This window comes from Rhodococcus koreensis (assembly GCF_900105905.1).
Classification (GTDB): Bacteria; Actinomycetota; Actinomycetes; order Mycobacteriales; family Mycobacteriaceae; genus Rhodococcus_F; species Rhodococcus_F koreensis.
This window is the reverse complement of sequence record NZ_FNSV01000008.1, coordinates 14,903-37,666: the sequence shown is the minus strand read 5'-3', so window position 1 is coordinate 37,666 and position 22,764 is coordinate 14,903. Positions and strand designations below refer to the sequence as shown.

At 62.4% G+C, this 22,764-nt stretch carries 19 protein-coding genes; 10 read left to right on the top strand and 9 right to left on the bottom strand.

Annotation, left to right across the window (positions count from 1 at the left end):
* Positions 1–1,196 precede the first annotated feature (1,196 nt).
* The 6 genes from BLV94_RS47125 to BLV94_RS47100 form a co-directional block, all read right to left on the bottom strand.
* A complete protein-coding gene (locus BLV94_RS47125; protein ID WP_208613752.1) occupies positions 1,197–1,850 on the bottom strand; it encodes a cysteine hydrolase family protein in 654 nt (217 codons plus the stop codon).
* 85 nt (positions 1,851–1,935) lie between these two features.
* Positions 1,936–2,904, bottom strand: coding sequence for a DMT family transporter (locus BLV94_RS47120; RefSeq protein WP_143051537.1), 969 nt, complete (start codon positions 2,902–2,904; stop codon positions 1,936–1,938).
* A 38-nt stretch (positions 2,905–2,942) separates the two neighbouring features.
* Positions 2,943–3,899, bottom strand: coding sequence for a nitrilase-related carbon-nitrogen hydrolase (locus tag BLV94_RS47115; protein WP_072949676.1), 957 nt, complete (start codon positions 3,897–3,899; stop codon positions 2,943–2,945).
* Between the two features lie 110 nt (positions 3,900–4,009).
* Positions 4,010–5,266, bottom strand: coding sequence for an NAD(P)/FAD-dependent oxidoreductase (locus BLV94_RS47110; RefSeq protein WP_072949679.1), 1,257 nt, complete (start codon positions 5,264–5,266; stop codon positions 4,010–4,012).
* Positions 5,267–5,269: 3 nt separating this feature from the next.
* Positions 5,270–5,593 carry a 2Fe-2S iron-sulfur cluster-binding protein gene (locus BLV94_RS47105; protein ID WP_072949683.1) on the bottom strand — a complete coding sequence of 108 codons (324 nt, stop codon included), beginning with the start codon at positions 5,591–5,593 and terminating at the stop codon, positions 5,270–5,272.
* Positions 5,594–5,714: 121 nt separating this feature from the next.
* Positions 5,715–7,076 (bottom strand): aromatic ring-hydroxylating oxygenase subunit alpha, encoded by a 1,362-nt coding sequence (locus tag BLV94_RS47100; protein ID WP_167372263.1) that lies wholly within the window; start codon positions 7,074–7,076, stop codon positions 5,715–5,717.
* A 708-nt stretch (positions 7,077–7,784) separates the two neighbouring features.
* Here BLV94_RS47100 and BLV94_RS47095 point away from each other — a divergent pair.
* The 7 genes from BLV94_RS47095 (at position 7,785) to BLV94_RS47065 (ending at position 15,240) form a co-directional block, all read left to right on the top strand.
* On the top strand, positions 7,785–8,651 hold the full coding sequence (locus BLV94_RS47095) for a DUF3891 family protein (protein ID WP_072949687.1): 867 nt from the start codon (positions 7,785–7,787) through the stop codon (positions 8,649–8,651).
* Between the two features lie 165 nt (positions 8,652–8,816).
* Complete coding sequence (locus tag BLV94_RS47090) at positions 8,817–9,242, top strand: cupin domain-containing protein (protein ID WP_083396003.1); 426 nt, start codon at positions 8,817–8,819, stop codon at positions 9,240–9,242.
* A gap of 287 nt (positions 9,243–9,529) precedes the next feature.
* Entirely contained in the window at positions 9,530–10,396 is an 867-nt protein-coding gene (locus tag BLV94_RS47085; RefSeq protein WP_072949689.1) for an HpcH/HpaI aldolase/citrate lyase family protein, read from the top strand.
* A gap of 162 nt (positions 10,397–10,558) precedes the next feature.
* The gene (locus BLV94_RS47080) at positions 10,559–11,053 is read left to right on the top strand and encodes a MarR family transcriptional regulator (protein ID WP_072949692.1); all 495 of its coding nucleotides are present in this window, start codon (positions 10,559–10,561) and stop codon (positions 11,051–11,053) included.
* A 353-nt stretch (positions 11,054–11,406) separates the two neighbouring features.
* Positions 11,407–12,249: an FAD binding domain-containing protein gene (locus BLV94_RS47075; RefSeq protein ID WP_072949694.1), complete on the top strand. Its 843-nt coding sequence runs from the start codon at positions 11,407–11,409 to the stop codon at positions 12,247–12,249.
* Entirely contained in the window at positions 12,246–14,732 is a 2,487-nt protein-coding gene (locus BLV94_RS47070; protein ID WP_244163959.1) for a xanthine dehydrogenase family protein molybdopterin-binding subunit, read from the top strand. Before BLV94_RS47075 ends, BLV94_RS47070 begins: the two co-directional genes overlap by 4 nt.
* Positions 14,725–15,240, top strand: a complete 516-nt coding sequence (locus BLV94_RS47065) for a (2Fe-2S)-binding protein (RefSeq protein ID WP_072949696.1) — start codon at positions 14,725–14,727, stop codon at positions 15,238–15,240. Before BLV94_RS47070 ends, BLV94_RS47065 begins: the two co-directional genes overlap by 8 nt.
* 261 nt (positions 15,241–15,501) lie before the next feature.
* On the opposite strand, the gene BLV94_RS47060 is transcribed toward BLV94_RS47065, so the two are convergent.
* The 3 genes from BLV94_RS47060 to BLV94_RS47050 all read right to left on the bottom strand — a co-directional run bounded on the left by BLV94_RS47060 (position 15,502) and on the right by BLV94_RS47050 (position 18,293).
* On the bottom strand, positions 15,502–16,158 hold the full coding sequence (locus BLV94_RS47060; protein WP_072949699.1) for an isochorismatase family protein: 657 nt from the start codon (positions 16,156–16,158) through the stop codon (positions 15,502–15,504).
* Positions 16,159–16,270: 112 nt separating this feature from the next.
* Entirely contained in the window at positions 16,271–17,551 is a 1,281-nt protein-coding gene (locus tag BLV94_RS47055) for an FAD-dependent monooxygenase (RefSeq protein ID WP_072949702.1), read from the bottom strand.
* 112 nt (positions 17,552–17,663) lie between these two features.
* Entirely contained in the window at positions 17,664–18,293 is a 630-nt protein-coding gene (locus tag BLV94_RS47050) for an SRPBCC family protein (protein ID WP_072949704.1), read from the bottom strand.
* A gap of 655 nt (positions 18,294–18,948) precedes the next feature.
* Here BLV94_RS47050 and BLV94_RS47045 point away from each other — a divergent pair.
* The 3 genes from BLV94_RS47045 (at position 18,949) to BLV94_RS47035 (ending at position 22,322) form a co-directional block, all read left to right on the top strand.
* A complete protein-coding gene (locus tag BLV94_RS47045; RefSeq protein WP_072949706.1) occupies positions 18,949–20,316 on the top strand; it encodes an MFS transporter in 1,368 nt (455 codons plus the stop codon).
* Between the two features lie 316 nt (positions 20,317–20,632).
* Positions 20,633–21,637 (top strand): XdhC family protein, encoded by a 1,005-nt coding sequence (locus tag BLV94_RS47040; RefSeq protein WP_072949708.1) that lies wholly within the window; start codon positions 20,633–20,635, stop codon positions 21,635–21,637.
* Between the two features lie 277 nt (positions 21,638–21,914).
* On the top strand, positions 21,915–22,322 hold the full coding sequence (locus BLV94_RS47035) for a MarR family winged helix-turn-helix transcriptional regulator (protein ID WP_083396009.1): 408 nt from the start codon (positions 21,915–21,917) through the stop codon (positions 22,320–22,322).
* The last annotated feature ends 442 nt before the right edge of the window (positions 22,323–22,764 follow it).

Here is a 22,764-nt window from a genome sequence, read left to right as displayed (position 1 = left end):
CATCATTGCTGACAGTGGAGACGGAGGATTGGGGAACAGCGAGCTCACCCGCACCGCTGGAAACGAAGGTGCCCAGCGACCTCTACCAGCTTCTTCTGATGCTCGATCAGTGCCGGAAGCGACGACCGCATAGCCGCCGGGGCCATCGACTTGAGGCAGTACAACCGCCAGAGAGCGGCCTCGGCAAAACAAACCGCCGCGGTAACGAACTCCTCCCATCCGAGCCTGCAGATCTGGGCTGCGTATTCGTCCGCACGGCCTGTCGAGTCGTCAGGCATCCCTCCGCGCTGCTCCCCAAGTAGATCGCGAAGACATCGACTCATGTCGGCTTCGCTGTCTCGAAGCGATTCCAGCGCTGCGCACGCGCCAGGGAACATACCCCCCTCAGCTACCCGGCTGAACACCCGTTCCCGGAACACCGCAGCACCCACGCACCCCTCCATCAGTGCGAACAGTTCCGCCGACTCAATCGCGTGCCGGCATCCCGGATGCTCGCCCGACGGAGCCGTTCGGTCTGCCCTCTGGCGTCCCGAGGTGCCGGACGCCACAGCATTGACGGTCACCGAATCAACTCCCTCGCTTCATACGCCGGTACGTGAGAGTCGTTGGCGGGGATAGACGGCCTCTAGCTCGCTCATGAGGTGCGAATCGCAGCCCAACCGGTAAATCGCATCCCAAAGTCTGGCGGCGAATTGATTGAGGGATATCCCAAAGGATTGGAACACCACATCCGACGGCGCTCCACCGTAGGGCGCCCATATCCTGGCGAGCTCGACGAGCTGACGTGTTTCGCGATCCGCGTTCTGTGAGGCGGCGTCCTGTAACCGTCTTCGCCGGGTTCGCCGCAGGCGCTCGCGTCGGTACTCATGCACTTGACGGGCGATATCCGTCACAGGGGAGATAGTGCTGCTATCTGCGGCGACGGGAGGAGATTGCGGGCGGGCGACGGTCATAACAATTCCTGGGGCGGTGTTAGGAAGTGGGCTGCGGTAATGGGTGCAGTGGAGCGGACGGAGGAGCTGTCTCCGCCCAGTACTCGACGTACGCGCGGGCGTACGATGCCGCCATCCTGTGAAGCAGCGTGAGCGTGCTCTGCGAGAGCGGCACGGTCGTGTTCTCCTCTCCTTAGGTTCACTCATGCCGGGTCGTCGGGCGATGGGTACCACCAGCGGGCGGTAGCCGGTGGTACCCATACGTCAGACCATCGCGGAATCGGATTTCATGCCGATGGATGCACGCCAGGTGTCGAGTAGCCCCCGTGAGTCGACCACGAGGCCGAGGAACAGGGAGATAATCGACAGACCAGCTTCTTCGAGGTCGGGTTCGGTTCCGGCGACGACGTCGCGAGGGACGAGCACCCGGTAGTTCATGTTCGAAGCCTCGAACGCACTGTTGAGAACACAGCAGTCGGCATTGATGCCTGTGAACACGATCGTCTTCACCCCCATCTGGCGTAGGAGAAAGTCCAGATCGGTGGGGTAGAACGCCGAAAGTCGGCGCTTGGTTCGGACAAATTCGTCGCGCGGGTCGACTTCTGTTCGCAGGTTGGTCCATTCGGTGCCTTCGAGACCGTGCTCGTTGGCGCCGGGGATGGGCCCGAAATACTCGGGCATCGTGATACGCCATGCCGCTGGTGTGCCTCGGACGTCGTCGATACCCGACGGACGAAGCGCGGAAACGACATGGATGACGGGAATTCCGAGTCCGCGTGCCTCTCGGTGAAAGTCATTGATTGCGTCGATGACTTGGCGTCCTCGAGGCGCCGGGCACGGACAGTCGGGGCTTTCACTGAGGTGCCCTTCATGCATATCGATCGATACGATAGCGGTTTCTGACGGATCGAAATACATCTGAAACGAGGGGGTTCGGGGCACATCTCGTTGTTCGTTTCGAACATAGTATTTCATGTTCACCCTTCCGAGGAGTGCGCCACTTTCAGTCCGACTGCCAGTGTCGGCTTGCCACCCGATTGAGGTCCTGCTGATCTTCGACGCCGTCGAAGGGCGCTACGGCTTCTGTCGTCGGTGACTTCTTCCGCAATTGAGTTGTCAGTCCCACACCACCGAGGATGAGAACAGCGCCACCGATCTGAGCCCATGACAACGGTTGTCCGGCAAGGACTGTGAAAATCGCGGTGAAGACTACGGTCAGGTTCAAGAACATGCCTGCCTGACCTGGCTCTATCTCCTTTGATCCGTAGTTGTAGAGGATGTAGGCACCCACGGAGGGGAAGATCGCGATGTACGCCAGCGACCATGCGCCTGCGGAGGTGGAGGGCAGGGATGGTCCCTCGATAATCATCAGCGGCGCCATGATGATCACAGCGATGGTCACCTGCAGGCTGGTGGAGGTCAAGGGTGGGATCTGGGGTCCGGTGCGGATGATGAGGGTGTATGCAGTCCACACGCTGATCACCCCGAACATCCAGAGATCGCCGACGCCGAATCCATGGCTGAAGAGCAAACCGATCTGGCCGTCGGAGAGAGCCCAGAGAGCACCGACCAGTGCAATGAGGATGCCGATCACTCCCCTTGCTGTGAGACGATCTCGCAAGAAGAAGGTAGCAGCGACGACGATCATTGCAGGGTTCAACGCCGTGATGAGAGATGCGTTGAAGCCACTGGTCGTGCGCAGACCTTCGTAGAACATGAATCCGTATCCGACGATGCCGAGAAGGCTCAGCACAAGCAGGATCTTCCAGTGTCGGAGTACTTCTCGCCAGTTCGGGCGTTCGATGAAATGCGTCAGCACTAGTAGGGGAATGAGCGCGGCCGCCCATTTGATGAACATGAGGCTGGTCACCGACATCGATGCGACGGCGGCGCCACCGAGCATGAAGTTGCCGGACCAGAACAACACTGCAAAGGTCAAAGCCGTCACTGCAAGTACACGATTGCGGGTCACGGGGGGCTCCTGGCGGGGGGAGGATGGAGAAGGGGTGGTTACTGCTCGAAGAGGGGGGAGAAGATTTCGGGGCGGTTGTAGTGGCCGGCGAAGTCGAGAACCAATTTGGGGACGACGACGTCTTCGAGGTCGATGTCGGCGAAGAGCAGTTCGTCGTCGGATCCGGAGCCGTCGGCGATCACGTTTCCGCAGGGGTCGAAGACCAGGGCGCCCTTCTTCAGTGCCCGCTGCTCGGTGAGGAACTGACGCTGCTCGTCGGTCTCGGCGACGGCCTCGATGTAGCCCTCGGGGATTCGTGAGACCGCGGCCACCACGAACGACTTGAGGGTGTAGGCGCAGCCCGCGCCGGCGGTGGTGATCGCGTGGTGCATCGGGAAGTAGGGGTGGAAGTAGTACGGCCACGAGGCGACGTGCACGACCGGGTAGGACAGTGCGGCTGCGTACTGGCCGAGCGGGTTGGAGTTCTCCCCGCAGATCAGGCCGGAGACGCCACCGAAGTCAGTCTTGAACGCGTTGACGAACCCGGTGGTGCCGGGGCGGTGCACGAACCGTTCACCGGTGGTGGGCACGTACTTCTGGTGCTTGCCGGCGATCTTGCCGTCCCGGGTGATGTGGACCTGGGTGTTCCACATCGTTCCGGTGGTGCCGTTGTAGCGTTCGTTGATTCCGACGACGGCGTTGACGTTCGCGCGCCCGCACGCCTCGGCGATCGCGTGCATGTGCTCACCGTCGACCTCGACCGAGTGCTTGAACAGTTCCTTGTCGAACCCGCGTGCCTTCGGGCCCTCACCGATCGTCTCGTACCAGTTCGGGAAGGTCGGGATGTAGGCCTCGGGGAAGCCGATCAGATCGGCGCCGCGGGCGCCGGCCTGCTCGATCAACTCGATCGACTTCTTCGTCGTCGCGTCCAGATCGAGGAACACCGACTCGGCCTGGACACCGGCGACGCGGATCTTGCGGAACGTCTGACGCTCGGGAAACACATCTGAAGACATGATGATTACCTTTGGTGAGGGATGGAGATGGCCATGGGGTCCGGCCGTTGTGAGGGTGCAACACAGTCGACAGGGAATTTCGATCCTGTCAGGTATGAGCAATTATGTTGTTACGCAAAGCGTTTGGGGTCAAACTTGAAGTCCGTTTGACGCAGTTCATCGAGGGTGGGACGCAATTCTGTAGCGAGGAGCTTGCGACCACCTACATGGTCCTGCGGCCGGTTGACCGATTCGATGGAGTTGAGTCGACCATTGTGGAAGCGCAGGACCGAGAAGCGACCGGTAGAGGGGTCACCGTGGATGACGCGTTCGTCCTCCTCTTGGGGTAGACCGACCATCTGCACCCGCAGCTCGAACTGGGTAGTCCAGAACCATGGCACTGACCGGTACGGCTCCACCGAGCCGGTGAGAAGCCGGTGTGCGACGTGGCGGGCCTGATCGACTGCGTTCTGAACGGATTCGAGTCGGGTGCGGCGACCTGCGTGATGGCTGGGAAAGCTGGCGCAATCCCCGATGGCGCTCACCGCAGGGTCCGACGTGCGGAGTCCGTCGTCGACCACGATGCCGTCTCCGACCTCCAGGTCGGCCTGGACGGCGAGGTCGGTGTTCGGGACGGCGCCGATTCCGACGAGGACGAGGTCGGCATCGATCCGCGATCCGTCGTCGAGTTCGACCGCCTCTACGCGGCCGTTCTTACCCGGCAGTGCAACGACTCGGTTCCCCAGTAGAATCTCGGTACCGTGGCTACGGTGCATGTCGGCGACGTAGGTCGCCAGTTCCGGTGATACCGCTCGAGCCATCAACCGAGGCAGCGTCTCCACGATCGTGACCCGGTGGCCGAGCTTGGCAGCGACAGCGGCGACCTCGAGACCGATGAAGCCGCCACCGACGATGACCACGCGAAGTTCCTGGCCGGGCAAGAGTGTGCGCAAGAGTGTCGCGTCGGTCAATGTGCGCAGCACCGCGACGCCTTCCTGGTCCGCTCCCGGAACGGGCAGGGTCCGGGGCCCGGCGCCGGTGGCAAGCACGAGGTGGGCGTAGTCGAGGTACTCCCCGCCTTCGAGGGCGACCTTTCCGGCCGACCGATCGATGCCGTCGACTCTCTGTCCTGTATGCAGGCTGATCGAATTTTCGTCGAAGAACGATTCCGAACGAAGGTCAATCAGGCTGCGGCTGCCGTCACCGGTGAGAAAGGCTTTCGACAAGGGGGGTCGCTGATAGGGAAGCCCCGACTCGGTGTCGACGACAGTGACCGGACCGGTGAATCCGCCCTCGCGCAGGGAGGCGGCGACCTGCACGCCTCCCTGCCCGGCGCCGACGATGACGACCGGCGACCCTCCGGTGAGGCCCGTTGCCGTGGCGGTCACTGTCTACTCCTGCGTCTCGGGAAGCCGGACGATCAAACCGTCGATGGCCGCGGTAACCGAGATCTGGCAGCTGAGCCTGCTGTTGTCCTTGCGCGGGCTGCTGGTGACGTCGAGCATTTCTTCTTCGAAGTCCGCGATGGGGGGCAGGCCGTCGAACTGGGCTTCGTCGACATAGACATGGCAGGTCGCGCACAGTGCGTTTCCGCCGCACTCGCCGACGATGCCTCTGATGTTGTTGTTCAGCGCGGTCTGCATGACCGTGCTGCCCTCTTGGGCGTCGACGGTGTCCTCGGCCCCCTCGGGGCTGACGTAGGTGATGCGAGCCATCACGGAGCTCCTTCAAAATATCACTGGCGGCACGCCGAGCTCAGGCCGTGGCTCGGGTATAGACACCGGCCCTATAGCGGGCTGGTATGTGTGTTTGCCTGGGATTGGTTACAGGTCGGATCTACGGACGCCGGCGAGCGGTGGACGCGGCTGCAGCAGCGCGCGCGATGGCATCTGACGGGTTGTGGGGACGTCCGACAACGCCGTCTGCCCGTTCCTTCTCGAGGAGGTTCTGGATGATCTTGCGCGAACGCAAGGGTCCTCCGTCGACCTTGATGTTGAGTTCCTCGGGGTAGGACGGTTCCCATGCTGCGATGATGTGTTCGATCGCTTCGCAGGCATCGATGTCCTGGCCGATCACCGTCGATACGGAGTTTCTGATGTAGTCGGTGACCGAGGTGTCCTCCACAGCGAAGTCTCGCGAGCACGACCAGAAGTAATGGGTGCTCGTCCGAGTCTCAGGAGTGATGCCGTGCAGTGTCTTCTGGTGACATTTGCGGGAGTCGTCAGCATCCCCGTACGGCTTGAGGGTGGTGGTGGTGACGTGGAAGGCCGGGGCGAAGAAGTCGGCGTACTGCTCGCGCTCGATATCGGTGTCGATTCCGGTGACCTTGGCGTAGTAGGGGGGAATGATGGTGCGGGGCATGGTGCGGCTCACCCGGACCCACCGCTCATCCGACTCCACCTTGACCGGGGTTTCCGCGATCTCCGGCGACCCGATCGATGTCAGATGCAGGAACGACAGGTGCGACAGGTCCAGCAGGTTTTCGTTGAGCAGTTGCGCTCGGGCATTCATGTGTTCGGTGCCGGCGGCGGTAGCCCATCCGTCCGCGGTGTACCAGTGGTGATCAGGGATCTCCGACGTATCAGCTTTCTCCGGATCACCCATCCAGATCCAGATGAAACCGTTGCCTTCATGTAGGGGGAAGCCCTGGACCCGGACACTGTCCGGGATGGTCGTCCGCCCCGGGATACGGGTGCAATGCCCGTCCGGCGCCCAGGTCAATCCGTGATAACCGCATTCGACCTGGTCACCGCGAAGATTTCCCAGAGAGAGCGGCATCTGACGGTGAATGCAGCGATCGACGAGGGCTACCGGTTCTCCGGCTTCGGTTCGGTAGAACAGGATCGGATCACCGAGGATCCAGCGCGAGAGGAACTCACGGTTGACTTCCGAGCTGTGGGCGGCGATGTACCAGCCATTGCGGGGGAAATCGTCGGGGTACACGGAAAGCTCCTTCCGATAATGCTTTCTGGCGGGCTTGGGGGCGGCCATCCGACCCCCTCTGTTGTCCTGATGAGGCGGGGTGTCGACAGCGGCTCTACCAGAGAAGTTCGAGTAGTTCGAGTACTGACAATAGGGCGCGTGCAGGTGTTCGTCAATCCTCAGTTGGGGGCCAATTGTGATCTGGGCCTCTCCTGTCAGGCCTCGCGGAACTGTCTTCACAGGGGGGGTCGATCCCCAGCGATCCGATGCGTTCACCCTGTGACATCACCGCTCCAGAATTCCTGGTTTCCGCACGTCAGCAGAAATTTCCGTCTGAGCGCAGCGTTGCGGCCGGCCCTGCACTCCCCAACCTGATCCACGCCAGTCGACTCGCGAGTGAGGCCCACGCACGCGTGAAGGATGCGCCGCACAGGCAATCGGAGGATGACCCCCACACGAAACAAACAGTTCGAGGGGAAACTAGGGGTCTGACCTGGCACTATCCCCAGATGGGGACACGGGCATGAGGCCCTGGCGAGTCGCGCTGTAAAAGGTCCGTTAACTCCGCCGCTCGCTTCCGCCCCCCCCCTGCGCCTCCCCTCCATGGGCTCGGCTCCTCTCCCCCAGCGCCGACCCTTGGAGATCCCGCACTAGTTGCACCTCCCCCTATTTAGGAGCAACGCAAAATAGATCCACGGTCGCCCCTCCCCTCGCGCACTTGGCGATATTCATCCAGTTCAGAACATTTTTCTGGATTCCCGAGGAGGCTTATAGGCAGAGCCGCCGACCAACATGCCCCAGCGCTACGTCCTCGCCGGTGTGCGGTTTCGCGACTGGGATGCTGGGAAAAACCCTCCAGCCAGGGATTTACTGATCCTCTCGCGTAACCTATGGTGGTTGGTGTACAAACTAGTTTGACGCAACGTCGACCCTCCGCAGCAACCGTGGACATGGCAGAGCCGGTCCGTGGAAGGAACCCAAACTATGTTGATCAGACGCAATGCCCACGAACTCGTTCTCATCGAACAGGTTGCACACGCCAAGATGGCTGGAGATATCGCGGCACAATGGGGCAACGACGACTTCGCGGTCCCCACTCCCCACGAAAAGGCAACGCTTGCAACCGCGATGCATGACGAGGGCTGGCGAGAGCCGGATCTTCTTCCGCTCTTCAATGAGGCCGAACATCGGCCCCTGCATTTCCTCGAACTCAGCATGGAAGACCACGTCAAGCTCTACAGTCGCGGTGTCGACGAGGTCTTTGCGGTAGACCCGTACGCCGGATTGCTGATCTCGATGCACTGGACCGGGCTCTACCGGGCACGCTGGGGGTTGCAGCCCGGTGGGATCAAGTGGGGAACCGACGGCCGCCAGGACGAGGTCGTTCTCGCCGAGGAAAACAGGTGGATCGACGTGAAGCGGTCGCTGATGGAAGGACTGATTCGCAGCGATCTCGAACAACATCTCTGGCACAACTACGACCTCTTGCAGACCTGGGACTTGTTGTCGCTGTACGCATCGGTATGCGACACCACCCCGGGCGAAGGTCCATCTGCGCATGTCTTCGACAGCCTGGCGAGCATCGATCATTCGCCCGGTCCGCGGACGATCCCGTCTGTGCCGGTCGCCGTTGGACGCGAGCGCGTCCAGTTGACCCTTACCGCGGTGCAGCCGCAATTGGTCGAGCTCGATCCCTATCCGTTCAATGTGGACCAATTGCACGTGACGGTGCCCGCACGGGTGATACCGGATCGCCAATACAGCGACGCAGACGATGTCCGCCGCGCACTCGATGACGCTCGCGCCGAAACCATCGAGTGCACATTCGTCCGCCCGGGCGGCCGTTACTGACCGGTCGGCCGGCCCCTCCGACCACGGTAGACGCGCAACCAGTTGTGGTCCCGGTGCCCTCCAAGTCCCGGCGACGATGACAATCGTCCACCTGTCGGCGGTCCCAGGACCCGCGACGAGTTCAGAACTGGATGGAGAATTCCATCTCAAGGAAGGAATCACCACATGAGCACCTCGAGCCAAATCGACGACAACCTCGCACAGATGCCGATGGCCGCCTATGTCCGGATCTACACCGGAGCCGATGGCCACTCGTACTTCGAGGACGTCAAACCCCGCGGGGAGACCCGAGGCACACCGGAATCGGACCTTCAGGCCACGTTCGGTGAATTGTTGTCCGTCGACACCGCCATCTTTCGGCACGTCGTGCGGGAAGCCGATGATCGCAAACGCCACAACGCTCCCCGCCCCCAATTCATCATCGTGTTGAAGGGCGACTGCGAAGTCGAAACCTCGCTGGGGGACACTCGCCGGTTCGGTCCCGGCGACATCTTGCTGGCCGAGGATGTCGACGGATTGGGCCATGTCACCCGGCGAATCGGGGATCAGGAGCGCCTGACAATGGTTGTCACCCTGCGTACCGCTTCCTGATCCCACGACTCCCGGGCCGAACCCGCCCTCGCGGAACAGGACCGGACGCCGTAGAGCATGGCGCGAGTACGGTCGGGGTGCGGACCCGACACGTACGTCGTGGCTGATCTGGCCCGACACATACCGGTCACCGGACGTTCCGTGTATCTATCGGTGCCGGTCGCCCCCGCGGTTACGGGCCGAAACCCACCGCGACCATGACGTATCCCGCTACGTGTGCACGCAGGACCATTCCGCCAAGTGCGCAACAGATCCCGCCGTCCGCGAGGCACAACCAGGAACAAGAGATGACGCCCTCCATGGATAAACCAGTGATATCGGCCGTTCCCGCCGACAAGGCACGATCATGGCTACTGATTCCCGGCACGAAAAGCGAAATATTCACTGCTGCCGCCGAATCCGATGCCGACACCATCATCCTCGATCTCGAGGATGCAGTCGCCCCTGCGGCTAAGTCCAGCGCCCGCGCCGCCGTGGTTGCCTGGCTGAGAGGCGGCGGATCGGCGTGGGTGCGCATTAACGACTTCACGACTCCGTTCTGGGCTGAGGACCTTGCGGCGCTCCGTGGGATTCCGGGCCTGGAGGGTGTGATGCTCGCCAAGACGGAGAGCGGCGGCCAGATCGAGGCGACAGCGAACCGCATGCATCTGGACAATCGAATCGTCGCCCTGATCGAATCCGCGGTAGGTCTGGAGGCGGCTCCCGAGATCGCGCGCACCGAAGGCACCTTCCGGCTCGCCTTCGGTAGTGGAGATTTTCGCCGAGACACCGGCATGAGCGACGACCCGTTGGCGATGGTGTACCCCCGTGCACGACTCGTCGTCTCCAGTCGCGCAGCACATCTCCCCGGGCCGATCGACGGACCGACACTCTCCGACGACGAGTCGATCTTGAGTCTGGAAAGCAAGACGACGACGGCAATAGGCATGACCGGCAAGCTGTGCATGCACGCCGGCCAGGCAGCCACGGTCAACCGTGAGCTTGCGCCGAGCCCTGCCGAGCTCGATTGGGCTCGTGACGTCATCGCACAATTCGGTGAGGACGGCAGCAATGTCCGTGACGGGAGCGATCTGCCCCGGCTGTCACGGGCCAAGAAGATCATGGCTGCGGCCGTCGTGTTCGCAATTGGCACCGAGCCCGCCAACTGTCTCTGACCACAGTCTTCGCAGGTTGCGCCTTGACCTGCGGCGGCATGGTCCTGATGATGAGTCCTCAGAAGGTTCGGGAACGGACTACCCTGAGTGGGACGGCGGCATCGTGATAGGAAACGAAATGACCAGAGAGACCTGGGCGAGGGATACTGTGAGGTGGTGGAGATGAGCGGTGCGACCGGTGCAGTCATCCAACGGGGCCGAGATAGCGCGCAACTCCCCACTCCCCCGGAGTTCCTTGCAATGCCCGGTTACGTCATTCGCCGCCTCAACCAGGCATACGCGGCGGCATGGCTGCGCTACGTGGGTCCCGACCTCACCGGCCCCCAGTTCGCCGTCATGCTCGCGATCAAGCTGCATCCCGGTGTCGAACAAGGCTCCCTTGCCAAAGCTGCGGCGCTGGATCGGTCCACGATGGTCGGTGTCGTCAAACGCCTCGAGACCCGGGAACTAATCGTCCGCGTGCAGCCCCCGGAGGATGGCCGCAAACGACTTCTGCACCTGACCGACGAGGGCGCTGAGTTGTTGGACGAAGTGAACAGCAAGGCGCGACACCTCGACACTCTGCTGTTGGACGGTATGGACCCGGTCGCACAAGCCTCGATGTGGAGGCGTCTCAACGAGCGAGCAGATCTCTGGGAGAGCCTGACCGACGAATAGTCGAGCCTTCTTGGCATGGTGGCGGTATCGATGACGCGCAGCCCGCGGCGGTCCACATTCTCACAAGGACGTCGCGGCGGTTCGACCAGGGAAAATCATCGGAGGGAGCGCTGCTGCCCAGAACGGGCATATCACTCCGCCTGCCTTGTACTGGCCGCGGCAGCACCTGCCGGTCCGGTGGGCACCGAAACGTGGCAGATCCCCGATCTCGCACTTGCGCACCAGAGTAGTCAGTGTTCAAATTAGTTAATCTCGGTTGAGCGCCCCACATGACGTCATTCGTCCGGCCCGGCACCTCGACCATCGAGAACACCCCCTCGGCCCCCGGACCGAGATCCAGACAAAGGAGAAGCATGAAGCCCGCCGCCTTCACCTATCACCGAGCGAGTTCGGTGGGGCGTGCAGTCGAGCTGCTGACCGAACTCGGCGATGACGCAAAACTGATCGCAGGCGGTCAAAGCCTCGTGGCCATGATGAGCTTCCGACTCGCGCGTCCCGAGCACTTGATCGACATCACCCATCTCGATGGTCTGACTGGCATCAAGCGGATTGGTGACGCACTGCATGTCGGAGCTTTGACCACGCACCGCGGGATCGAGGTCGCCGATCTCGGTCCCGACTTCGCGGTTCTATCGCGGACGATGAAGTGGGTGGGGCACCTACCGATCAGGACACGCGGCACCATCGGCGGCAGCTTGGCGCACGCGGATGCAACCGCGGAATGGTGCAACCTCGCCGTGCTACTCGACGCCCTACTGATCGTCGAGGGGCCGGCAGGGCGCCGGCAGATACCGGCGCAAAAGATGTTCCTCGGCCCGTTCACCACGGCTCTGAACCCCGACGAGTTGATCGTCGAGATCGTATTCCCACGACCAGCTCCTCGGGCCGCACTGACCGAATACGCAGATCGGCAGGGCGACTTTGCAATCGTCTCGGCTGCGGTCGACCTCGGTCAAAATGTCGACGATCCCGGAACCCCATTGGTGGTACTGGGCGGGATCGCACCCATACCCGTTCGAGCGACGCCAGGCCCGGATTTCACCGGCCCCGTCGAACCCCACCGATTCGGCGACTTCGCCGCAGCGGTAGCTGAACACGCGGAAATCCGCGAAGAAGCAGGAATCAGTGCGCACTACCGCCGCGGACTCGTCCGAACCCTGGTCGAGCGCGCGTGCAAGGAGGCTGCGGCAGCATGAGGAAGGTCAGCGGCATGAGAAGGAAAAACGGCGCGACAGACGACGCATCAGGCGGCAATACGAAAGCGGGCCATCTGAGCGGAAAGGGCACCTGGGTGGGGACCTCGGTGCGCCGCCGCGAGGATCCTCGGCTCTTGACCGGGCGTGGCCGCTATATCGACGACCTCACCGCACCCGGGATGCTGCATGCCCAGTTCGTGCGCAGTACCGAGGCTTATGCCCGAGTCGTGTCGGTGGATCTGTCCGAAGTTCGGGAGATTCCGGGTGTCGTTGCAGCCTTTACTGCGGCGGACTTGGATCTCGGTGACTTGATTTGTCGTATGGACCGTCCCGAGAGTGAATTTCGCACCACCGCAATGCCAGTACTGGCGCGCGACATCGTCCGATTCGTCGGTGAACCCGTCGCGATCGTGCTTGCTACCGATCCTTATGCGGTTGAGGACGGACTCGAGGCCGCTGTGGTCGAGTACGAACCGTTACCTCCGGTCGTCACCGAGGAAGCTGCGTTGGCACCCGATGCCCCGCTGCTGCATCCCGAAGCGCCCGATAACACCCTTGTCGACGTCACCATGTTCGCGACCGAGGGCATCGACGATGTCTTCGCTGCCGCGCATACCGTGATCACGGTCGATGCAAAGAGCGGCCGTCAGAACGCACTGCCGATGGAAACCCGTGGTGCGCTGGCTGAGTGGGTCGACCGTGACGAGCAACTACTGATTCGAACGTGTACTCAGATTCCCCATACCATCCGCGACGCCGTGGCCGCCTGCACTGGGCTCGACGCGCGACAGGTCAGGTGCATCGTTCCGGACATGGGCGGTGGCTTCGGGCAGAAATCGTGTGTCGGCCGCGAGGAGATCGCTGCAGCGGCCGTAGCTATGCGTCTGCGTCGACCGGTGAAGTGGATCGAGGACCGGCGAGACAATCTGACTGCATCGTTCCTCGGGCGCGAGCAGCACTATCGCTCCCGGGCGGCATTCGACGCTGAAGGCCACCTCCTGGCGCTGGATACCGACGTCATTTGCGACATGGGCGCCTATTCGGCCTACCCGAGCAGCGCCGCAATCGAGCCCATGATGGCAGCGACCGAGATGCCCGGTGTCTACAAGTTGCCGGCCTATCGAATCAGGGCGCGGGCGATTGCGACGAACAAGGCTCCGACCGCCGCCTATCGTGGGGTCAGCCGACCTCAATGCGTCATGGTCATGGAGCTGTTGATGGAGCGGGCGGCGCAAGAACTCGGTCTCGATGCCCTTGATGTGCGCCGTCGCAATCTCATTACGACCTTCCCGTACAAGAACAGCAACAACATCACCTACGATCCGGGTTCCTATCTCGAATCGCTCAACTTGTGCGAGAAGACATTGCGTGAGGAAGGCTGGTACGACCGCAAGGAGGAGGCCGCTGCGCGCGGTCGGGTCCTGGGTATCGGATATGCATGTTATTCCGAGCGCACCGGTTTGGGTTCCACGGCCTTCTCGGAGAGAAAGCCCAAAGCTCTGGTCAGCTATGACCTTTCCGACATAACGATGGATATGTCCGGTTCAGTGACGGTAACCACCGGCACGCTGTCGCACGGCCAGAGCCACGAGACGACGATGGCTCAGATCGTGGCCGACCGTCTCGGCCTTCCCATGGACAAGGTCAAGATCGTTCAGGGGGATACCGACAAGATCCCCTACGGGTTCGGCTCGTTCGCCAGCCGCTCGATCACCATCGGTGGCAGCGCGGTCGCTGGCGCCGCAGTCAAGCTAGGTGACCAGCTGCGCGCGCTGGCGGCCCATCTGATGGAAGTAGACATCGACTCGGTCGAGCTCGACGGTGACAGCGGGGTGCGGATGCGCAAGAATCCTGACCGTCGGCTCTCCTACGCCGACTTGGCTTTTGTCGCCTACCTGCAATCCCCGAAACTGCCCAAGGATATCGGCCCAGGTCTGCGGGCAAGCGCCAGCTTCGACATGCTCGCTGACGGAGTCTTCTCGAACGCCACTCACGGCGTGGTCGTCGAGCTCGATCCCGGCACCGGTGGAGTGCAAATCCTGCGCTACGTGTGCGTCGAGGATGTGGGTGTCGCGATCAACCCTCAAGTTGTCGAGGGTCAAGCCCGGGGCGGGATCGCGCAGGGAATCGCGGGTGCGTTGTTCGAGGAGGTCAACTACGACGCGAACGGGCAACCGCTGGCACCGACATTCATGGAGTACAAGGTCCCCACGGCCATGGAGATTCCCGATATTCGCATTGAGCACCTCGAGACCCCCTGTGCGCTCACCGAAAGTGGCGCCAAGGGCGCCGGGGAGGGTGGCACGATCGGCGCCCCGGCGGCCGTGCTCAACGCGGTCAACGATGGGCTGCGCCACACCGGTGTCCAGCTCGACAACACTCCGATTTCTCGTGAACTCATCTACCGCTCACTCGAGCACCCGCTGCGCACACCTTCGGAGGAGATCCAGGCTCGACGAGAATTGGAGGGAACCAATGTCTGAGGTCCAGCTGATCGAGCTGACAGTCAACGGCCAGCGCTACGATCTCGCCGTCGAGCCCCGTCGCACCCTGGTGGATGTGCTACGCCACGATCTGCGCCTGACAGGCACTCACGTTGGGTGCGAACACGGGATTTGCGGCGCCTGCACGATCTTGGTCGACGGTGCGCCGGCACGCGCGTGTCTGATGTTCGCCGCTCAGGTCGAGGGAGCCGATATCCGAACAGTCGAGTCCTTGGCGAATTCCGATGGCAGCATGGGTGACCTGCAGCAGTGCTTCTCGGAGAACCATGGCTTGCAATGTGGTTTCTGCACGCCCGGATTCCTCATGCTCGCCGAAGGATTCCTTCGCGAGGAACTCGAGCCGACCCGCGAGGAGATCCGTGAGGTGGTGGCGTCCAATATCTGCCGCTGTACCGGCTACCAGACAATCGTGGATGCCGTGGAGGATTGCGCTGGCCGCCGTCGGGCTGCGCTGCAACAGGCTCTCGACCAGCAGGCTGCCACGTAAGAAGTTCTCCCGGCGACAGCGCCGCGATGCCGTCTGGCATCGCGGCGCTGTGTCGTTATCGACCGGCTGATTCTGCACCCGAAGGAAGGACGCGAAGGTCGGCGGCCATGCCATGCCTCACAAAGAAATTCGCCCTGCCGAGTCGAGCGTCGGGCAGGGGCCAGCCGCTCTTGGGCGGTGAGCAGTGCCGTAGATACGCCGCAGGGAGTGCACCACGGTGCCGTGGTGCACTCCCTGCGTGCATGAGTTGCGTACTTGCGCTCAGGGCTGGGTGAACCCTGTGACACCCTTGAGGTAGGTGAGCGCCTCATCCAGGGTGACTACGTCGCCATACTTGGCATTGATATCGAAGAGGTTCGCCTCGTGTGGTCCCTGTGCCCTGTCGCCCACGCATTCTCGTGGTACGAGGACCGGAAACCCGGAGGAGACCGAATCGATAGCGGTGGCACGGATGCATCCGCTGGTGGTCGATCCGCACACCAGCACGGTGTCAACTCGCAGGCCGGCGAGTACACCGGCGAGGCCGGTTCCGAAGAATGCGGAAGCATTCTTCTTCAGCAGGACGTGGTCGGTGTCGGTGACGGTCAACCGTGCATCGATATCCAATGCGGAGGTACCCACCTCGAGGGCCTTGAGCCCCGGTGTCTTCTGCAACCACGTCACCGAATCGTGTTCTGCTCGGGTGTATCCGATGGTGGTGTAGATGACGGGTACACCTGCCGGACGGGCCGCCTCGATGAGGGTGCGGGTCGCTTCGACGACGTCGGTCAATTCGGAGCCGGTCGGATACGTCGCATCCGTGAATCCATTGTTGAGGTCTACGACGACGATCGCCGGGCGCTGACCCCTAGTGATCTTTGCGCCGAGGCCGGAGTCCGCGTAGATAGTGTCGGTTGCCTCGCCGTACTGACTGCTCACAAGTGCTCCTGTGTGCTCGGGCTGGAAGACGCCGTTTCGACGTCTCCAAGGATGATGGTGAAACCGGGTGCCCTACCCGCCGGCGAGGCGGCGGGTAGGGCGGTAAGTGACCTCAGTGGACGAACGGGTAATGGAAGGACTCGGAGTCGTAACTGTTGATCTGAGGTCCCCGCCAGAGCCAGTCGAACGAGATGTGGGATTCGCCGGTGAAGTCGGCCATGGTCCGATCCCGTTCGATCTGCGCCGGGCCGTCCTCGAGGTGGTAGAGGGCCTTGTTCGCCCACGATGCGTCCTGCACCATGCCGGCGCGGTTGATTCGGCGGGCGGCGTATCGCATCAACGCTGCCTCGACATCGTCGCGGCCGACCGCGCCGAGTTCTTCCGCGAGGATGGCTGCGTCCTCCATTGCCTGGGAAGCGCCCTGCCCCTGGTAAGGCAGCATCGCATGCGCGGCGTCGCCGAGCAGGGCGACGCGTCCGTCCACCCAATTCGAGTCGCGGCGCCGACGGAACAGTGCCCACTTGGTGACCGCGTCGCCGCCTTCGCCTTCGGCCTTGGTGAGGATCGATGCGATCCGGTCGTCCCACCCGGGCAGGTGCTCGATCATCTCCTCGGGTGTGGAGGGCACCGTCCACGCCAAGTCTGTGTCCATGGTGCTCGGGACGCACGAGGCGATGTTGAAGATGTCCCCGTTGCGGATGAAGAAATGCACGAGGTGGCGGTCGGGACCCCACCAAATCGTGGAGTGGAACCGGTCCAGAAGGAATCGCGTTGCCGGGTCGGCGGCAAGTTTGTCGGCCGGGATGAGAGCGCGGAAGCACATTTCGCCGGTGAACTCGAGGGTGTCCTCGAAGCCCATGGCATCGCGGACGGTTGAACGGATACCGTCGGCTGCGACGACGACGTCACCTGGATAGCGCCGGCCGTCGGCGGTGACGGCCACGGGCCGGGACGGGTCGGAGTCGTCGATCTGTGTCACCGTCGACAAGGTGTGGATTTCGGTTACCGGACCGGGCCGGTCGGGGTCCAGGCATGCCTGGAGCAGGACGTTGTGCAGGTCGGCGCGATGGAAGTGCCAGTAGGGGGCACCGTACTGCTGCTGCACTGAGGCGCCGAGCGGCTTGGCAGCGATGATACTGCCGTCCTGCCACCGTCTGCGGACATGCTCTTGTGGCTCGGTCTTGATCTTGTCGAGCTGATGACGCAGCCCCAGCCCGAGAAGGATTCGGCTGGCGTTGGGTGCAGTCTGAATACCCGCACCGATCTCGCCAAGCTGGGATGCCTGTTCGAGGACCACCGTGCGGAGGCCACGCTGTCGAAGCGCCAGCGCGGTGGTCAGCCCGCCGAGGCCGGCACCCGCGATGATCACGGTCAGCGACTTGTTGGACGGCATGGAGTTTCCCTTTCACATGGACGCCGGACGACGTCGAAGTTGTATGGACACGGGGCAGGGCGATCCGGCGGAAGTCTGATAGCAGCAGCGGGTGCGCCTGCACTGTCGAAGGTCAGTTGGAGCGGGGCGAACGCCTCAGCACGGCGAGCAGCAGCACGAGTACGGCGACCAGTCCGGCCGCAGGAACGAGAGCTTTCAGGACCGGCCCTCCGGCCGTTCCGAGCAGGTTGATCGCCTCGTCGTTCGACTGTGTAGCGGTGGACAGGTGAGTTACCGATCCATCCGACGAGGCGTCTGGCCCAGCGAGGCGGGCGGCGAGACGATCGGCGAACTGCCCGATCATCCGGTCCGCGACCTCGGAGATCATTCCCCGACCGAACTGCGCGGGACGGCCGGTGATGTTCATATCCGTGACCATCGTGACTTCGGTCTTGTCCGAACTCACCGCCTTCATCGTGCCCGTCACCTTGGCGCTGGCGGAACCGTTTCCGCGTGAGTCTCGGCCGCTGGCGTCGATGACGACTCGGTAGTTGTCATCGTCCCGCTCGATGTAGGTGCCCTTACCGTTGTAGTTCATCGAAATCGGCCCGAGTTTGACTTTGACGACGCCGGTAAAGGAGTCTCCGGTGTACTCGGTCAGGGTGGCACCGGGGAAGCACGGGGCAACCATTTCGGGATCCTTCAAGGCCGCCCACACTGCATCCAACGGCGCGGCCACGGTGAACGTATTTTCCAGCTGCATAGGTTAGTCCTGTCTTCTGCACACTGCGATGTTCACGTCCGCATGAGGCACGGAAACCAGTTTCATCGCAGCGCCTTTCGTAATCGGTGGCATGCGGCCGGAGAATGAGTAACCCGGCTTCGTCCGGCACGTGACCCACGGTCGACGAGTACGTACTGGCCGCCTACCTGCCACCCTCGACGGGTAGTTCGTATACAAATCATCCCTGTTCGAACCACTCGCGTCAACCCCATAGGCGCAAGTAATCCACCGAAACGAAGTCCAGCACAACGCCGCGCGGCCACCGCCGTGCTCACCACGACTTCGGCGGACCTGCGCGCCGGTCTACGCCTTTCGCCTCATCTGCGCGACGTCTCAACCAGGTTCTTCTCCGTTAACTAGCCGTAACAAGCTGGCAGCGCGCTTGACTCCCGCCCCAACACTCTCCACACTGAACGGTGACGCGCATCACCGAACTGCCTCCGTTCTAGTCCGTACTCAACCTAGTTGGGTCGCTTCTCCGGAGCAGCACCGTCAACGCCGGCATAGGCGGCCCACCCCGTCAGCGCCGGAACAACCCCACGCCACATCTGAGCAAAGCAGTCGAACTCCGGCTGTCCAGAACACCAGACCGCACGAACTGCCGAACGACACCCCGCCACCGAGAGAGGCATCGATGAGCACTCACATCGACCGAGAGAACGACGTCCCGAACCCACCACCGAAAGGTGGCTCCCAGATGCGGCGGGTGGTGATGTCCGGACTCATCGGTACCACCATCGAGTACTACGAATTCTTCATCTACGGACTGGCCGCGTCACTGGTTTTCGGTCATGTCTTCTTCCCCAGCGAAGACCCACTGGTCGGCACGCTGCTTTCCCTAGCCACCTTCGGCCTGGCCTACGTGGCGCGCCCGCTCGGCGGAGCCATCTTCGGTCACTTCGGCGACCGTGTCGGCCGCAAGAAGGTGCTGGTCACCAGTCTGCTGATGATGGGCGGTGCCACCACGTTGATCGGCGTGATGCCCACCTACGAGGCTGTCGGGATCTGGGCACCGATCATGCTCACCGTTTGTCGCGTCGTTCAGGGCATCTCTGTCGGTGGTGAATATGCAGGGGCGGTCCTGATGACTGTCGAACACGCCGACGAGAAGAAGCGCGGCTTCATGGGCGGCATCGTCAATACGGGCTCGTCTTGGGGCATGCTGCTGGCCAATCTGGTCTTCCTCGCTGTCGTCCAGCTGCCCGATGAAGACTTCATGTCGTGGGGATGGCGTATCCCGTTCATCGCGAGTGCGATCCTGGTTGTCGTCGGACTGTTCATCCGCCTCCAACTCGATGAATCACCCGCTTTCGCGAAGGTCACCGACGAAGGCGCCGTCGAGCGGTTCCCCATCGTGCAGCTGTTGAGGATGCACGGCGGCAAGGTGGTGCTCATGGCCCTGTGCATGCTTCCATCGGGTGTCGCGTTCTATACCGCGGGCGTTTTCTCCCTGGCCTACGGCCCGCAGACGATCGGGATCTCCCGTTCGGCGATGCTCGTCCAGGTCCTCATCATGACCATCTTGATGATCATCGGCATCCCTCTCGCCGGTCGACTGGGTGATCGGATCGAGCGGCGCAAGATTGCCGCTGTGGGCGCCGCGGGTCTCATCGTCGCACCGTTCGCGTGGTTCGCACTGGTCAACACGGGTCAGCCATTCCTGATGTTCTTGGGCTTCCTCATTCTGTGCATCCCCTACGTGGCCAATTACGGGGTTCTCGCCGCGTATTTCACGCAGGTGTTCCCTGCGAACCTGCGCTTTTCCGGTGTCGGTCTCGGCTACACGCTCGGCGGCATCGCGAGCTCGGCGGTGGCCCCATTGGTGGCGACGGCGCTGTTGCAGGCAACGGGCAGCTGGGTTCCGATCGCCATCTACATGGCCGTCAGCAGTGCCATCGGCATGCTCGCAGCACTCGCACTACGCGAAACGCCAGACGCCATCACGACTGCACCGAAGCCGTCCGCGACGGGCACACCGATACCCTCGTCCTCCGGCGCGTAATGACCAGGCTGCCGGTGGTAGTGGTTCATGCCGGCAGCCTCACGTGCTCAGGTCGGTCGCCCTGCCGTCTGCCTCCGCGGGCGACCGGCCTGAGCACATCACCGAACGTAGTCCGTGCTCACCGACCGAGACCTGTTGAGAACGAGAACCATCGGTTGCCATACTGTGATATATATTCGCAGGCTTCCGCTGCATGGGTCTTCGACCGACTACCAGCTGGCGTCGATCAGAAGGACCGCTGCGTCGAAGCGGAAGGTCCTCGCCGGTTGGCCGCTGCCGCCGTCGCTATGAACTCCGAAAATGGTGAACTGAGCATATGAATGCGCTACTCGATGACATTCACCGCGAATTGAGTGCGGGCCGTGTAGTGGCAGTCGCTACCGTGGTCGCGACACGTGGATCGTCCCCTCGCAAGCCCGGTGCGATGCTCGCTGTACACGAAGATCACTCTGTCGTTGGCAGCATCTCCGGCGGCTGCGTGGAAGGCGCTTTGTACGAGACCGCTTTGGAGGTTCTTGCCGGCGGTGCCGCTCGCATCGAGAACTACGGCCCCGAGGGCGATCTCATTGCTCCTGGACTCACGTGTGGTGGCTCGTTGTCAGTCCTGGTGGAACTCGTCGACGTCCGATCGAGGACATTTGTCGACGTGCTGCATCGGGCGATCCACGCGGAGCGCCCGATCGTGTCAGAAAGTGTCCTTTCCGAAGACGGCCAGGTGCGTCACCGGATCATCACCGATGAGGGTCAACAGACCGGTCTCACCAAAAGCGGCGCGTTCGTGCATCGATTCGATCCTCGTCCTCGGATGGTAATCATTGGTTCCACTGACTTTGCCGCCGAGACTGGGCGATTGGGGAATCGATTAGGATTCCGCGTCACCGTTTGTGACGCGCGGCCGGTGTTCACCACCCGCGCCCGCTTTCCTGATGTCGACGAAGTGATGTGCGAGTGGCCCTCGGATTGGGTCGCACGGGAGCGCGCTGGGGGCGGCTTCGATTCCAGGTCCGTCTTCATCGTGCTTACCCACGACCCCAAAATAGATGTCCCAGTGCTCGTGGAGTGCTTGGACCACGGGCGCTGGAGCGACCCGCCCGCCTACGTCGGGGCCTTGGGTTCGGCGACTGCGGACGCCAACCGACGTCGCGATTTGCGTAACGCTGGCATCACGACGTCCCAGTTGGAATCGCTCCATAGCCCGATCGGATTCGCAATTGGCAACCAAGGTCCCGCCGAGACAGCGGTCGCAATAGCGGCAGAGATCATTTCCTCTCGCAGAAATGCTTACTCCACAGCTACTTACGTCGATCAGAACAACCTCTAAAGTCTGCGCCGTGTAACTCTCCTCCGTCGTCCAGGAAGGTTCAAAATTGGGTTCGAAATGCGCGACCTAGCGAACGCAGCTCACGCCCCAACCAACCCCGTTCCAGGGAAGGCTCGAGGCGGACAACTCCGGTTAGTCCACGCGCAACGGCGAGTGATCAGAGCAAACAATCAGAATCGAGGGCACCCGTGCAGTCGGCCGAGATGAAGCAGGCAACGTCGTGATTCAACGCGGACGGGACAGTGCGCAACTACCCACTCCCGCCGAGTTCCTCGCGATGCCCGGATACGTCATTCGTCGCCTCCAACAAGCATATTCGTCAGCCTGGCTGCGGTATGTCGGGCCGGACCTCACCGGACCCCAGTTCGCTGTCATGCTCGCGATCAGACTGCACCCCGGCGTCGAACAGGGATCGTTGGCAAAAGCCGCGGCCCTAGACCGCTCGACCATGGCCGGTGTGGTCAAGAGACTCGAGACGCGAGAACTGATCCTTCGTGTCCAGCCACCGGAGGACGGCCGCAAACGACTTTTGTATCTGACCGATACCGGCATCGACCTCTTGGCGGAGGTAGACCTGAAGGCGCGACAACTCGATGACCTACTTCGCGAGAGTCTGGACCCGGTTGCGAGCCGTCAGCATCTCAACGAACGGGCCGATGTCTGGGAGAGCCTGACCGCTGAGTGACACCGTTGCTGTTGCACAGGGCGATCGCAGTTGAACTCGTTCTACCGCCCGCAGTCCCTCAGAACCGATCTATGCACCGTATGGTGTTCGGCATTGTCGAAGCCCCTGTAATCGAAACCTTCGTTTCCGGAGACCGCATGGACGAGACCCGCCACTCCTGACTGTCGTCGGGCCGGCGGCTACGCGCACCCGCCGGCCCGCCAAGTCCGCTCCCCGCAGATGGCAGATCAATGGTGAGCGAGAGGGGCGCGGGGATCCCGGTACCACGGAGTTATGCCGCCACGGAGTCCCGCCCATCCACGTGTGACTGAGACGAACACTGCCGGAGAATCGCAGAACAGTGATGTCCCACAACACCACGATCGGCGTCCCAGTGCTCGTCGAATGATTGGACCACCGGCGCTGGAGCGAACCGCCCTTGCCGAAGCAGCACGTCGTCGTA